This window comes from Vibrio sp. 10N.222.49.C12, from assembly GCF_041475025.1.
GTDB lineage: Bacteria > Pseudomonadota > Gammaproteobacteria > Enterobacterales > Vibrionaceae > Vibrio > Vibrio crassostreae_C.
Map to the genome: position 1 here is coordinate 119,686 of NZ_JBFRVF010000025.1, position 13,529 is coordinate 133,214.

Annotated in this window: 11 protein-coding genes and 2 tRNA genes; all 13 read right to left on the reverse strand. The window is 45.3% G+C overall.

What is annotated here, in order from left to right; translation table 11 throughout:
- Positions 1-16 precede the first annotated feature (16 nt).
- Complete coding sequence (gene nlpI, locus AB4583_RS09120; protein ID WP_136981642.1) at positions 17-940, reverse strand: lipoprotein NlpI; 924 nt, start codon at positions 938-940, stop codon at positions 17-19.
- A gap of 124 nt (positions 941-1,064) precedes the next feature.
- Positions 1,065-3,185 carry a polyribonucleotide nucleotidyltransferase gene (gene pnp, locus AB4583_RS09125; protein ID WP_372050851.1) on the reverse strand — a complete coding sequence of 707 codons (2,121 nt, stop codon included), beginning with the start codon at positions 3,183-3,185 and terminating at the stop codon, positions 1,065-1,067.
- 378 nt (positions 3,186-3,563) lie between these two features.
- Positions 3,564-3,833 (reverse strand): 30S ribosomal protein S15, encoded by a 270-nt coding sequence (gene rpsO / locus AB4583_RS09130; protein ID WP_010436144.1) that lies wholly within the window; start codon positions 3,831-3,833, stop codon positions 3,564-3,566.
- 218 nt (positions 3,834-4,051) lie between these two features.
- On the reverse strand, positions 4,052-5,005 hold the full coding sequence (truB, locus tag AB4583_RS09135) for a tRNA pseudouridine(55) synthase TruB (RefSeq protein WP_017059233.1): 954 nt from the start codon (positions 5,003-5,005) through the stop codon (positions 4,052-4,054).
- Positions 5,005-5,418: a 30S ribosome-binding factor RbfA gene (gene rbfA / locus AB4583_RS09140; RefSeq protein WP_017059232.1), complete on the reverse strand. Its 414-nt coding sequence runs from the start codon at positions 5,416-5,418 to the stop codon at positions 5,005-5,007. Before rbfA ends, truB begins: the two co-directional genes overlap by 1 nt.
- Before the next feature lie 134 nt (positions 5,419-5,552).
- Positions 5,553-8,243 carry a translation initiation factor IF-2 gene (infB, locus tag AB4583_RS09145; RefSeq protein WP_017059231.1) on the reverse strand — a complete coding sequence of 897 codons (2,691 nt, stop codon included), beginning with the start codon at positions 8,241-8,243 and terminating at the stop codon, positions 5,553-5,555.
- A 22-nt stretch (positions 8,244-8,265) separates the two neighbouring features.
- Positions 8,266-9,753, reverse strand: a complete 1,488-nt coding sequence (nusA, locus tag AB4583_RS09150; protein ID WP_017059230.1) for a transcription termination factor NusA — start codon at positions 9,751-9,753, stop codon at positions 8,266-8,268.
- Between the two features lie 35 nt (positions 9,754-9,788).
- Positions 9,789-10,244 (reverse strand): ribosome maturation factor RimP, encoded by a 456-nt coding sequence (gene rimP, locus AB4583_RS09155; protein ID WP_004738265.1) that lies wholly within the window; start codon positions 10,242-10,244, stop codon positions 9,789-9,791.
- Positions 10,245-10,478: 234 nt separating this feature from the next.
- Positions 10,479-10,555, reverse strand: a tRNA-Met gene (locus tag AB4583_RS09160).
- 53 nt (positions 10,556-10,608) lie between these two features.
- Positions 10,609-10,693 (reverse strand) — tRNA-Leu (locus AB4583_RS09165).
- Between the two features lie 16 nt (positions 10,694-10,709).
- On the reverse strand, positions 10,710-11,042 hold the full coding sequence (gene secG, locus AB4583_RS09170) for a preprotein translocase subunit SecG (RefSeq protein ID WP_372117092.1): 333 nt from the start codon (positions 11,040-11,042) through the stop codon (positions 10,710-10,712).
- Between the two features lie 294 nt (positions 11,043-11,336).
- The gene (gene glmM / locus AB4583_RS09175; protein WP_017059393.1) at positions 11,337-12,677 is read right to left on the reverse strand and encodes a phosphoglucosamine mutase; all 1,341 of its coding nucleotides are present in this window, start codon (positions 12,675-12,677) and stop codon (positions 11,337-11,339) included.
- Positions 12,678-12,698: 21 nt separating this feature from the next.
- On the reverse strand, positions 12,699-13,529 hold the full coding sequence (gene folP, locus AB4583_RS09180) for a dihydropteroate synthase (RefSeq protein ID WP_372117094.1): 831 nt from the start codon (positions 13,527-13,529) through the stop codon (positions 12,699-12,701).

Below are 13,529 nucleotides of genomic sequence, written 5' to 3' on the forward strand. Positions count from 1 at the left end.
AATCAAAATGTGTTGCTTACTTAGCGTTAGCTTCTTCTTCGGCCTCAGCTAACTTAACTTGTGCTAAGTGCTCAGCTTTAAGCGTGGTGAAGATACGGCTTAACTCTAAGAAAGAGTAACGGTGTTCTACGTATTCATACACGTTAAAAGAAACCGCTAACTTGTACAAAGAGATAGCATTCGCGTAATCACCATTCATATGGTAACGCTTAGCAAGGTAGAAGTACGTCTCTGTTAGACGCTGCGCAAGTAACGTGTTGTCACGAGTACCGGTTAAGATCGCCTTGAAAGCCTGCTCTTCAGTAATGTCATCAAGCATAATCGCGACTAATACCCAACCCCACTGCTCATCACGGCTCTCGTAACGTTTTTGCAAATCAAGCTTAGCCTGCTCTGGCGTCAGATCATGCTGAATGATGTACAACCACAGAGCGCGAAACGGATCGCTAGGATCGTCGGCATAGTGCTTCATCATCTCTTCATTGGCTAAGTCGTAACGCTCGCCATAGTAAAGCGCGATAGAGCGGTTCCTTTCTGCGTAAGAGTTTGCAGGATCAAGCTCTAACGTAGAATCAAAAGATTCATAAGCCGCATCAAACTCCCCTACCTGCGTAAAGTAAACACCCAAAAGATTGAAGATATCAGGTTGAGCAGGGTTCAATGAAAGAGATTGGTTGAAGTCGAGACGCGCGAGATCACGCAGGCCAACACTGTCGTAGTAGTTACCACGTTCAAACAGCATCTTAGCTCGAACTTCATCGTTCAAATCTGGGCGCTGTAATAACTGACTAAGACGTGCAATTTGAACTTCTTGCTGAACGCTTGGTTGCAGTGGCACAGCCATCGGTGGATAAACCCAACTTGAGGTGTTATCTGATGTTGTCGCACAACCTGTTAGTACAAGCAGTAAACACATACTCGCGGTTTGAAACCATTTCACAAATAATTACTCCTGTTATGACCGCAATAAAAAAGGGGAGCGATATGCTCCCCTTTATAACATGCTTTGTTGACGATAGGTTAGAAATCACTAAAAAGCGATATCACCATCGACACACTGAGAATTACTCAGCAGCAGGTGCTTCGCCTTCAGCTGGCGTTTCAACTGCTTCTTTCATGCTTAGACGTACACGGCCTTGACGGTCAATTTCAAGAACCTTAACAGGAACTTCTTGACCTTCAGTTAGGTAGTCAGACACTTTCTCAACGCGCTTGTCAGCGATTTGAGAGATGTGTACTAGACCATCTTTACCTGGAAGGATAGTAACGAATGCACCGAAGTCAGCTAGACGAGCAACTTTACCTTGGTAAATGCGGCCAACTTCAACTTCAGCTGTGATCTCTTCGATACGACGGATAGCTTCTTTAGCAGCTGCGCCTTCAGTAGCAGCAATCTTGATTGTGCCATCGTCTTCGATTTCGATTGTAGTACCAGTTTCTTCACAAAGAGCACGGATAACTGCGCCGCCTTTACCGATAACATCTTTGATCTTATCAGAGCTGATTTTCATTGTGTGGATACGTGGAGCGAATTCAGAGATATCTTCACGAGCACCAGAGATAGCTTCATCCATTACAGAAAGGATGTGCTTACGTGCACCTTGCGCTTGGTTAAGTGCAATTTGCATGATCTCTTTAGTGATACCTTCGATCTTGATGTCCATTTGAAGTGCAGTGATACCAGCGTTAGTACCTGCTACTTTAAAGTCCATGTCACCTAGGTGATCTTCGTCGCCAAGGATGTCAGAAAGAACAACGAAATCGTCGCCTTCTTTAACAAGACCCATTGCGATACCCGCAACAGAAGCTTTGATTGGAACACCAGCATCCATAAGAGCTAGAGATGTACCACATACAGAAGCCATTGAAGAAGAACCGTTAGATTCTGTGATTTCCGATACAACACGAACTGTGTATGGGAATTCTTCAACAGAAGGCATTACTGCTTGGATACCACGTTTAGCAAGCTTACCGTGACCAATTTCACGACGCTTAGGAGAACCAACGAAACCAGTTTCACCTACACAGTATGGAGGGAAGTTGTAGTGTAGAAGGAAGTTGTCTTTCTTCTCACCCATCAGGCTGTCGATGATTTGAGCATCACGTTGTGTGCCAAGCGTTGCAGTAACAAGTGCTTGAGTTTCACCACGAGTGAATAGAGAAGAACCGTGTGTACGTGGAAGAACACCAGTACGTACGTCTAGCGCACGAACCATGTCTTTTTCACGGCCATCGATACGTGGGTTGCCAGCGATGATGCGGCTACGTACTACGTTTTTCTCTAGAGAACCAAGCATGCCGCGGATTTCGCGCTCATCTAGGTTTTCGTCTTGTGCAATTAGAGCTTCAACAACGTCGTTCTTGATTGCGCCAACTTGCTCATAACGAGCCATTTTCTCAGTGATCTGGTACGCGTCAGATAGACGAGTTTCAGCAAGTTCAGCAACTTGAGCTTTAAGCTCAGTGTTAACTGCTGGTGCTTCCCAGTTCCAAGATGGAGTTGCAACTTCAGCAGCAAACTCGTTGATTGCTTTGATTACAACTTGTTGTTGGTCGTGACCGTAAACAACAGCTGAAAGCATTTCTTCTTCAGATAGGTTATCTGCTTCAGATTCAACCATAAGTACTGCGCCTTCTGTACCAGACACAACTAGGTCTAGTTTAGAGTTTTCAAGCTCAGTATTTGATGGGTTAAGAACAAGTTCGCCGTCGATGTGACCAACACGTGCAGCACCGATAGGACCATTGAATGGAACACCAGAGATAGCAAGCGCAGCAGATGTTGCGATCATAGTGATCATGTCTGGGTTTACGTCAGGGTTGATAGAAACAACCGTAGCGATAACTTGAACTTCGTTTTTAAACGCACTTGGGAAAAGTGGACGAATTGGACGGTCAATCAGACGAGCTGTTAGTGTTTCGCCTTCAGATGGACGACCTTCACGCTTGAAGAAACCACCAGGGATTTTACCCGCAGCGTATGTACGCTCTTGGTAGTTTACTGTTAGTGGGAAGAAGTCTTGACCTGCAACTGCTTCTTTCTTAGCAACAACAGAAACGAATACTGAAGTATCGTCCATAGTCGCCATTACAGCAGCAGTAGCTTGACGTGCAATTACGCCCGTTTCTAGAGTAACGGTGTGGTTACCGTACTGGAACGATTTTACAACTGGTTTTTCAAACATTGTATATCCTTAGCTCTAAAGTCAGACTTTAGATTAAGTGAATAATGACTCAAGACATTACCAATCGCGACTAGTGAAAAGGGACTTAGGATGGTGACTCTTTGTATGTGTTCATACGCCGAATTAAGACCAAATCCGCCTTTGAATAGTCGCGACCTATTGGCCGACATCTGTGACTGTAATCTCTTGAGAGGTTGATTGCCAAACGCTGAAAACGCTATAGGCGGGCGTAGTATAAACTATTTTTATTAGGAGATATATTTCCTATCAGAAAAAGCCAGATGATATTCTGAGCATCCAGCCTAGCATTTTCTTACAGGCACAAAAAAAGGAGCATAAATGCTCCTTTTCTTCAAACTGTCTTTGCAGACATCGCTATTAGCGACGTAGGCCTAGACGCTTGATTAGGTCTTGGTAACGAGCAAGGTTTTTGCCTTTCAAGTAATCAAGAAGCTTACGACGGCTAGAAACCATACGTAGTAGACCACGACGGCTGTGGTGATCGTGTTTGTGCGCTTTGAAGTGACCTTGTAGGTGGTTGATAGAAGCAGTAAGTAGTGCTACTTGTACTTCTGGTGAACCTGTGTCGCCTTCAGATTGTGCGTATTCTGCAACGATTGCTGCTTTAGTTTCTGCATTCAGAGACATAATTCTCTCCTGATAAGAGTAAGTTTATATTTGTAGCAGCCAATCTCTGATTCAGCCGCTACGCGAGCCGAGGATTATAGGGAAGTTTGTCAGTTGGTGCAATAACAATCGAACCCATTAAAAACGAAAAAAGCGAACCACCTAAATTAGGCGTTCGCTTTCTATCTTATTTGCTCGCATTTCAAGGCAAACCGCTAAGATCTGACTCGATATAAGCGCTAAGCTTGTGGCTCTTCATCTCTGAAAACAACCAAACGCTTCGGTGCAACTCGGCCATCTTCAGCAATCTGAGCTACGCCGACAAACAGCTTCTCTTCGCCACTTGTCATACGAACCGTGCCTTCAGTTGGCGCACCAGCAACCTGAACTGGCATACCGTGCTGAACTAGGTCAGTCAGTTCCGCGTTCAGGTTTACTTCTGGTAAGTCTTCAACGGCAGTGTCCATTGGCATCAGCAGTGGATCAAGCAGCTCTTTCGGTGCAATTTCTTGCGCCTGTGCTTGCTCTAGGATCTCGTTTAACTGCTCCAAAGTCACCATACGCTCGTATGGGTACTTTGCGACACCTGTACGACGAAGCATGGTCACGTGAGCACCACAACCTAGCATTTCACCAAGGTCGTCGGTAATTGTGCGGATGTATGTGCCTTTCGAACAATGCACTTCCATTTCAACTTCATCACCTTCAAAGCGAAGCAGTTCAATAGAGTACACAGTGATCTTACGAGACTCACGAGGAACCTCGATACCTGCACGTGCGTATTCGTACAAAGGCTTACCTTGATACTTCAATGCCGAAAACATTGATGGTATCTGATCGGTTTCACCCTTGAAGCTCGCAATGCAACGTTCAAGCTGTTCTTGAGTCACGTTAACATCACGTGTCTCTACCACTTCACCATCAGAGTCAGAGGTATTGGTACGCTCACCAAGCTTAGCGATAACAACGTAGCGCTTATCAGAATCTAGAAGAAACTGAGAGAACTTCGTTGCTTCACCAAGACAAATTGGCAGCATGCCAGTCGCAAGAGGATCCAGAGCACCGGTGTGCCCTGCCTTCTCTGCAAAGTAAATACGCTTTACTTTTTGCAGTGCATCATTAGACGAAATGCCAGTCGGCTTATCTAATAGAATTACCCCGTTGATAGGGCGACCTTTACGACGGCGAGCCATTACTCTTCGCCCTTAGACTGAGCTTCGTCAGTGCGGCCAGCTTCTTCTTGCTTACGCTTATCATCGTTCAGAACTTCACTTACTAGGTTAGACATACGCATGCCTTCTACTAGTGTGTTGTCGTAAGTAAAACGAACTTCAGGCGTTAGACGGTGGCGAATACGCTTACCAAGAGCCATACGAACTGGCACTTCATGCTCTTTAAGAGCTTTAAGGCATGATTCCGGTGTTTGCTCACCAACACATAGGAAAGTCACGAACACTTTTGCGTAAGCAAGGTCACGAGACACTTCTACGTCTGAGATAGTTACCATACCAATACGTGAGTCACGAACTTCACGTTGTAGGATAAGCGCAAGCTCTTTTTGAAGCTGCTGAGACACACGTTGTGTGCGGCTAAATTCTTTTGACATTTTCTTTTCTCACTTAGAAAGATGGGGGGCTTGGTAATAACCAGCCCCCCATGGTGTATTCAACAACCGATTACTTATTACCTTTACTAGTAATGTTAGTAACCTTAGTCAATATGTCGAGTCGTACAGACTGATTAGTCTAGAGTACGTTTAACCTCAACGATTTCGAATACTTCGATCTGGTCACCAACGCGAACGTCGTTGTAGTTCTTAACGCCGACACCACACTCGTAACCGTTCTTAACTTCTTGAACGTCATCTTTAAAGCGACGAAGTGACTCTAGTTCACCTTCGTAGATAACAACGTTTTCACGAAGTACACGGATTGGGTTGCTACGCTTAATCGTACCTTCAGTCACGATACAACCAGCGATTGCACCAAGTTTAGGCGACTTAAATACGTCACGAACTTGTGCAAGACCAATGATCTCTTGACGGAATTCAGGAGCAAGCATACCGCCCATCGCCTGTTTAACTTCGTCAATTAGTTGGTAAATGATTGAGTAGTAACGTAGATCTAGGTTTTCGTTCTGAACCGTGTTACGCGCAGTTGCGTCAGCACGAACGTTGAAACCAAGGATGATAGCGTTAGAAGCTGCAGCAAGCGTTGCATCAGTTTCAGTAATACCACCAACACCAGAACCTACGATGTTCACTTTCACTTCGTCAGTTGACAGTTTCAGTAGAGAGTCAGCAATCGCTTCTACAGAACCTTGAACGTCAGCTTTAAGTACCACGTTAAGCTCAGCAACTTCGCCAGCCGTCATGTTCGCGAACATGTTCTCTAGTTTCGCTTTTTGTTGGCGAGCTAGTTTAACATCACGGAATTTACCTTGACGGTAGTTCGCAACTTCACGTGCTTTACGCTCATCACGTACAACAGTCGCTTCATCGCCTGACGAAGGAACACCAGAAAGACCTAGAATTTCTACAGGAATAGATGGACCTGCAGTTTCGATGTCTTTACCGTTTTCATCACGCATTGCACGAACACGGCCGTACTCTTGACCACAAAGAACGATATCGCCTTTGTTTAGAGTACCAGACTGTACTAGTACTGTTGCAACTGGACCACGACCTTTATCAAGACGAGATTCAACAACAACACCAGACGCCATGCCTTCTTTAACCGCTGTAAGTTCAAGAACTTCAGACTGAAGAAGGATAGCTTCTAGAAGACCATCGATGTTTGTACCCTGTTTAGCAGAGATGTGAACGAAGATGTTCTCACCACCCCATTCTTCAGGGATAACGTCGTATTGAGCTAGCTCATTCTTAACGTTGTCTGGGTTTGCACCCTCTTTATCGATCTTGTTCACAGCAACAATCAGAGGAACGCCTGCCGCTTTCGCGTGCTGGATTGCTTCGATTGTTTGTGGCATTACGCCATCGTCTGCTGCAACTACAAGTACAACGATATCTGTCGCTTGAGCACCACGAGCACGCATAGCGGTAAACGCCGCGTGTCCAGGAGTATCAAGGAAAGTGATCATACCGTTGTCAGTATCTACGTGGTAAGCACCAATGTGCTGCGTGATACCGCCAGCTTCGCCAGAAGCAACGTGTGCTTTACGAATGTAATCAAGTGTTGAAGTTTTACCGTGGTCAACGTGACCCATGATAGTAACAACAGGAGCACGACCTTCAGCGATAGCATCGCTATCACGGTCAGCTAGTACTGCTTCTTCAAGTTCGTTTTCTTTACGTAGGATTACCTTGTGACCCATTTCTTCAGCAACAAGTTGTGCTGTTTCTTGGTCGATCACTTGGTTGATAGTCGCCATAGCGCCCATCTTCATCATTACTTTGATAACTTCAGTTGCTTTAACTGACATTTTGCTAGCCAGTTCAGAAACAACGATAGTTTCGCCGATAGCAACGTCAGATTTAGCAACAGTTGCTGACTTATCGAAGCCTTGCTGCATTGAAGTTGGTTTAGCAAGCTTACCTTTACCGCCACGACCACGCTGGTTACGACCACCACGGTTGTTTGCAGGTTGGTTAGCAGGAGCTGCTTTCTTCTTGCGACGACGAGGTGCTTTCTCATCTTTCTTATCTGCCGCATCTTCAGCTTCACGAGCGTAAGTAGAAGTAGTCACATGGTAATCCGCAGATTTCTCTTGCTCTTTCTTCTTCTTCTCTTCTTCAGACCAACGTTCTTGGTTCTCTTCTGCTAACTTACGAGCTTCTTCAACAAGCTTAGCTGCTTCAGCTTCTGCTTTACGAGTTGCTTCTAGCTCTTGACGAGCTTTAAGTTCATCCGCTTCTTTTTTCGCTTGTGCGTTAGCGTCTGCATTTTTTGAATTCATGTCTTTTTTAGCCTTTTCAGCTTGTGCGCGTTGAGCCTTCTCTTCAGCTTCACGTTTTGCATCCGCTTCACGTGTTACTTTTTCTTCGGCTTCGCGCTGTGCTTTCTCTGCAGCATCACGTTTCGCTTGCTCTTCAGCATCGCGTTGTGCTTTCTCTTCCGCTTCACGATTAGCTACTTCCTCAGCTTCACGTTTCGCTTCATCTTCAATAGTGCTGCGCTTCACGTAAGTACGCTTTTTACGTACCTCTACTTGAACATCCTTACTCTTACCGCCTCCAGCGGCAACACTTAGCGTGCTGCGGGTCTTGCGTTGAAGAGTTAAACGAGTCGGTTCTGTTTCGCCTGAAGTATCGCCGTGCTCCTTTTTAAGGTGCGTTAGCAATGTTTGCTTCTCTGAATCAGTCACTTGATCCGACCCTGCTTTCTTCATGCCTGCATCAGCAAGTTGTTCAATTAAGCGGTCAACTGGCGTACCAATCTCTTCACTCAGTGCTTTAACTGTTAATTGTGTCATACCGCTTTCTCTCCTTGCTGAATTATTCTTCGTCGCCGAACCAACAGATGTTACGCGCAGCCATAATTAGCTCGCCTGCACGCTCTGCAGTTAGGTCTTCGATGCCTTCTAGTTCATCAACGCCTTGGTCAGCTAGGTCTTCCAGTGTCGCAACGCCTTTTGCTGCTAGCTTGTAAGCCATTTCACGCTCAAGACCTTCAAGTGCAAGTAAGTCTTCAGCAGGCTCAACACCGTCGAAAGTTTCTTCTTTCGCTAGCGCTAGAGTAGTCAGTGCGTCTTTTGCGCGGTTACGTAGTTCTTCAACGATACCTTCGTCTAGACCGTCTACTTCAAGAAGCTCGTTCACAGGAACGTATGCTACTTCTTCAAGCGTAGAGAAGCCTTCTTCAACAAGCATTTGAGCAAAGTCTTCTTCAATGTCTAGGTGCTTCATGAAGTTTTCAATAGAAGCAACTGCTTCTTCTTGGTGCTTCTTCTCAAGATCAGCAACAGTCATTACGTTCAGTTCCCAACCAGTAAGTTGAGACGCTAGACGTACGTTTTGACCGCTACGGCCAATCGCTTGTGCTAGGTTATCCGCTTCAACAGCGATATCCATAGAGTGTGCGTCTTCATCAACGATGATTGAAGCAACATCAGCAGGAGCCATTGCGTTGATTACGAATTGAGCCGGGTTATCATCCCAAAGAACGATATCAATACGCTCACCACCAAGATCGTTAGAAACAGCTTGTACACGTGCGCCACGCATACCAACACACGCACCAACTGGGTCAATACGTTTGTCGTTTGTTTTCACAGCGATTTTAGCACGAGAACCAGCGTCACGTGCAGCACCTTTAAGTTCAATTAGCTCTTCACCAATCTCAGGCACTTCAACACGGAATAGTTCAGCTAGCATTTCTGGCTTCGAACGAGTAACGAAAAGCTGGAAACCACGAGCTTCTGGTTTAACTGCGTAAAGAAGACCACGAACACGGTCACCTGGACGGAAGTTTTCACGAGGAAGTTGGTCATCACGAAGGATTACCGCTTCAGCGTTGTTACCTAGGTCTAGAATAATAGTGTCACGGTTAACTTTCTTAACTGCGCCAGTTACTAGCTCGCCTTCGTTATCGATGAACTGCTCAACGATTTGAGCGCGTTCAGCTTCACGTACTTTCTGTACGATAACTTGCTTAGCCGTTTGAGTCGTAATACGGTCAAACGTTACTGATTCGATATCATCTTCAATGAAACCGCCAAGTTCGATCTCTGGGTCATCGTACTTTGCAGCTTCAATAGAGATTTCTTTTGTTGGGAATTCAACTTCCTCAACAGCTTCCCAACGACGGAAAGTTTCGAAATCACCCGTTTTACGGTCAATTTCAACACGAACTTCAATTTCTAGTTCGCTTTTCTTTTTTGTTGCCGTTGCAAGCGCGATTTCAAGCGCTTCAAAAATACGCTCACGAGGAACTGCTTTCTCATTTGAAACAGCTTCTACTACCGCCAAAATTTCTTTGTTCATTAATCTAGCCTCTTAAGCTCTTCTCTCTAGGAGAACTAAAATTTAGGGATCAGGTTAGCTTTCGCAATATTGCTCAGGACGAATTCTTCTTCTTGTCCTTCAACCAATACTTTCACTGTCTCGCCTTCGATAGATTGGATATCACCTTTCCATTTACGACGGTTGCCGACAGCCATTTTCAAAACGATGCTTACCTCGTGACCAATAAATTGTTGGTAATGCTCTGCTTTGAACAGTGGTCTCTCTAAACCTGGTGAAGACACTTCAAGGTTATAAGCCACTGAAATTGGATCTTCAACGTCCATTACGGCACTTACTTGGTGACTAACTTCAGCGCAATCATCTACATTGATACCGTTTGGTGAATCGATGTAAATACGTAGCGTTGAGTGCTCACCAGCACGAATAAATTCTAATCCAACTAACTCATAACCTGATGCTGCTACTGGAGCGTCAAGCATTTCAGTAAGTTGTCTTTCTAAACCAGTCATTTAACCACTCCAGAAACAAAAAAAGGGCTCAAAGCCCAATTTAAATTCCAAGCAAACATTATCTAAATACATTTACAAATGCTTAGATAACAAAAAACCCCGTATAAGCCGGGGTTTTTGTTGCTGGACCCTTATATGTTAAGTGCCATCACATTCGATATCGCACCTAACTCACAGTGAGGTTCACACTGTGCAAACTTGCTACCAATACAAGCTATATAATAGCATTGAAATTGGTTGCGGGAGCCGGATTTGAACCGACGACCTTCGGGTTATGAGCCCGACGAGCTACCAAACTGCTCCATCCCGCGTCCGACTTGCGAGCATTATACGCCCAACAAGATGTTTTACAAGTTTGTAAACATGGTGCCGAGAGAGGGACTCGAACCCTCACACCCTAAGGCACTAGCACCTCATGCTAGCGTGTCTACCAATTTCACCATCTCGGCATCAAATCTTTACAGATTATTGTGGAATTTCGTCGCCTTGCGCCGGAACTTCACTCACTGCATCATCAGCTCGTTGAATCACCTGACCTTGGGTCGGGTCAATCCATTGTGACTCAGTTTTATGTGTAGACATATTACCAAGCACTAAGCTAAGGATAAAAAATGTAGTTGCAAAAATTGCAGTCATTCGGGTAAGGAAATTTCCTGAGCCACCAGCACCAAACACAGTGTTTGAAGCGCCAGCACCGAAAGAGGCTCCCATATCTGCGCCTTTACCTTGTTGAATCAACACTAGGCCAATTACACCAAGCGCTGCCAACAGGTAAATCACAAGTAGAACTGTAAACATTTTTCCACCTATGTTCCTAATTGTTGAGCCAGCGCCGTTCAAAAAACTATTTTTAAGAACAAGGCTAGCGACCTCCTAACTGAAGGCCGAGCAATACTAGCGAATGCGACGATGGCTGACAAGGAGAATTTGCTAAAAAATAAGCCTTTACCAAGTGAATGGTCAAAAAAAGGTCAAAAGCGACACAAAACTCATTTATGTCTCTTTTGACCGTTATATCTTTTGACCGTGATATAAGTCAACCACTTCTAATCACAAGCGCTATTCGCTGCGCCAGCTAAGTAAAAGGTTAAATTAGCAGTTTGCTTTTACTGCATCTGCAATCTTAAGCGCAGACGCTTGAACAAGCTCTGCATCTTCGCCTTCAACCATGACACGCAGTAGTGGCTCGGTACCAGACTTGCGTAATAGTACACGGCCTTTCTCGCCAAGCTCTGCTTCTACTTCAACAACCGCTGCTTTTACCGCTTCGGCTTCTAGTGGGTTTGAATCTCCGCTGAAACGAACGTTTTCTAGAACTTGAGGGTACAACGTCATGCCCTGAGACAACTCATTCAGTGTCATTTCGCTATCAACAACTGAAGCCAAAACTTGCAGAGCAGCAACGATAGCATCACCCGTCGTCACTTTATCTAGTAGGATAACGTGCCCCGAGTTTTCAGCGCCGATCTTCCAGCCTTTAGCAAGAAGCTGTTCCATTACGTAACGGTCACCAACAGCAGCACGTACAAACGGAATACCTAACTGCTTAAGGCCGTTTTCCATACCCAGGTTGGTCATTAGTGTACCAACAACGCCGCCTTTCAACTCACCGCGACGCAGTGCATCACGAGCAATAATGTAAGCGATTTGGTCGCCATCAACTTTGTTGCCTAGCTCGTCAACCATGATGATACGGTCACCATCACCATCAAAGCCAAGACCTAATGCCGCTTTTTCTTCAAGCACTTTTGCTTGCAGAGCACGTACATCCGTCGCACCGACTTCGTGGTTGATGTTAGTACCGTTTGGCTCAACACCAATCGCAACGACCTCAGCACCCAGTTCTTTAAATACAGCAGGCGCAATGTGGTAAGTCGCACCATGTGCACAATCGATAACGATCTTCATGCCAGCTAATGTCATTTTATGTGGGAACGTACTTTTACAGAATTCAATGTAACGACCTGCAGCATCATTTAGACGAACCGCTTTACCAAGCTCAGAAGAATCAACACATTCGATGTCTTTATCCAACTCTGCTTCAATTGCCAACTCGATATCGTCCGGCAGTTTTGTTCCCTCAGAAGAGAAGAACTTGATACCGTTATCGTAGTATGGGTTGTGTGATGCAGAGATAACAATACCGGCTTCAGCGCGGAAGGTTTGAGTTAGGTAAGCCACAGCAGGTGTTGGCATTGGGCCAGTAAACGTAGCCTGAAGACCAGCAGCAGCAAGGCCAGCTTCTAGCGCTGACTCAAGCATGTAACCAGAGATACGAGTATCTTTACCAATGATGACTTTCTTTGTGCCTTGCTTCGCAAGAACACGACCCGCAGCCCAGCCAAGCTTCAGAACAAAATCAGGTGTGATCGGGTACTGGCCTACTTTGCCACGCACACCATCTGTGCCGAAATAACGTCTTTTATCAGACATAGTGATTTTCCTTAATTATATTTAGTGATTGTTGTTCATCACTTCGATTATTTTCATCGCTTCCAGTGTCTCCTCGACATCATGAACGCGAATAATTTGTGCGCCTTTCATCGCGGCAATCGTCGCGCAAGTGACGCTTGCGACCATGCAGTCGGCCGGAACCTTGTCTAGCAATTTAAAGATCATCGATTTTCTCGACATCCCCGCTAAAACAGGTAAGCCTAACGAATGAAACTTTTCAAGATGCGCTAGTAGGTGATAATTGTGTTCGATGGTTTTCCCAAAGCCAAAGCCAGGGTCAAGGATCAGCTGATCTTTTGAAATACCCACCGCCTCACACGCTTCTACCCTTTCTTGCAAGAATGCTTCTACATCCTGAAGAACATCATCATAACTTGGGTTAGCTTGCATGGTTCTCGGCTGACCTTTCATGTGCATCAGACAAATCGGAACATTAGCATCAGCGGCGACTTGTAATGCTCCAGGCTCTTGCAAAGCGCGCACATCATTGATCAAATCAGCGCCCGCTTCAACAGCTTGGCGCATCACTTCCGCTTTACTGGTATCTATCGAGATCCACACATCAAACCTGGCACGAATGGCTTTAATAGCAGGAATGACACGAGCAAGCTCCTCTTCTAAAGGAACGTCAGGCGCTCCCGGGCGAGTTGATTCACCACCAATGTCAATAATGCTAACACCAGCTTGAATCATTCGCTCTGCTTGCAGTAAAGCATTATCTAATGAATTGAATTTTCCGCCATCAGAGAAAGAGTCAGGCGTAACATTGAGGATACCCATCACATGTGGGCGGTCTAAAACGAGCGTTTTATTATGTGCTTTTAATATCAT

Coding starts and splice junctions, on each gene's coding strand:
- pnp (WP_372050851.1), bottom strand. CDS start 3,185: ATGTTTGAAAAACCAGTTGTAAAATCGTTCCAGTACGGTAACCACACC.
- rpsO (WP_010436144.1), bottom strand. CDS start 3,833: ATGTCTCTGAATGCAGAAACTAAAGCAGCAATCGTTGCAGAATACGCA.
- truB (WP_017059233.1), bottom strand. CDS start 5,005: ATGGCTCGCCGTCGTAAAGGTCGCCCTATCAACGGGGTAATTCTATTA.
- rbfA (WP_017059232.1), bottom strand. CDS start 5,418: ATGTCAAAAGAATTTAGCCGCACACAACGTGTGTCTCAGCAGCTTCAA.
- infB (WP_017059231.1), bottom strand. CDS start 8,243: ATGACACAATTAACAGTTAAAGCACTGAGTGAAGAGATTGGTACGCCA.
- nusA (WP_017059230.1), bottom strand. CDS start 9,753: ATGAACAAAGAAATTTTGGCGGTAGTAGAAGCTGTTTCAAATGAGAAA.
- rimP (WP_004738265.1), bottom strand. CDS start 10,244: ATGACTGGTTTAGAAAGACAACTTACTGAAATGCTTGACGCTCCAGTA.
- secG (WP_372117092.1), bottom strand. CDS start 11,042: ATGTTTACAGTTCTACTTGTGATTTACCTGTTGGCAGCGCTTGGTGTA.
- glmM (WP_017059393.1), bottom strand. CDS start 12,677: ATGTCTGATAAAAGACGTTATTTCGGCACAGATGGTGTGCGTGGCAAA.
- folP (WP_372117094.1), bottom strand. CDS start 13,529: ATGATATTAAAAGCACATAATAAAACGCTCGTTTTAGACCGCCCACAT.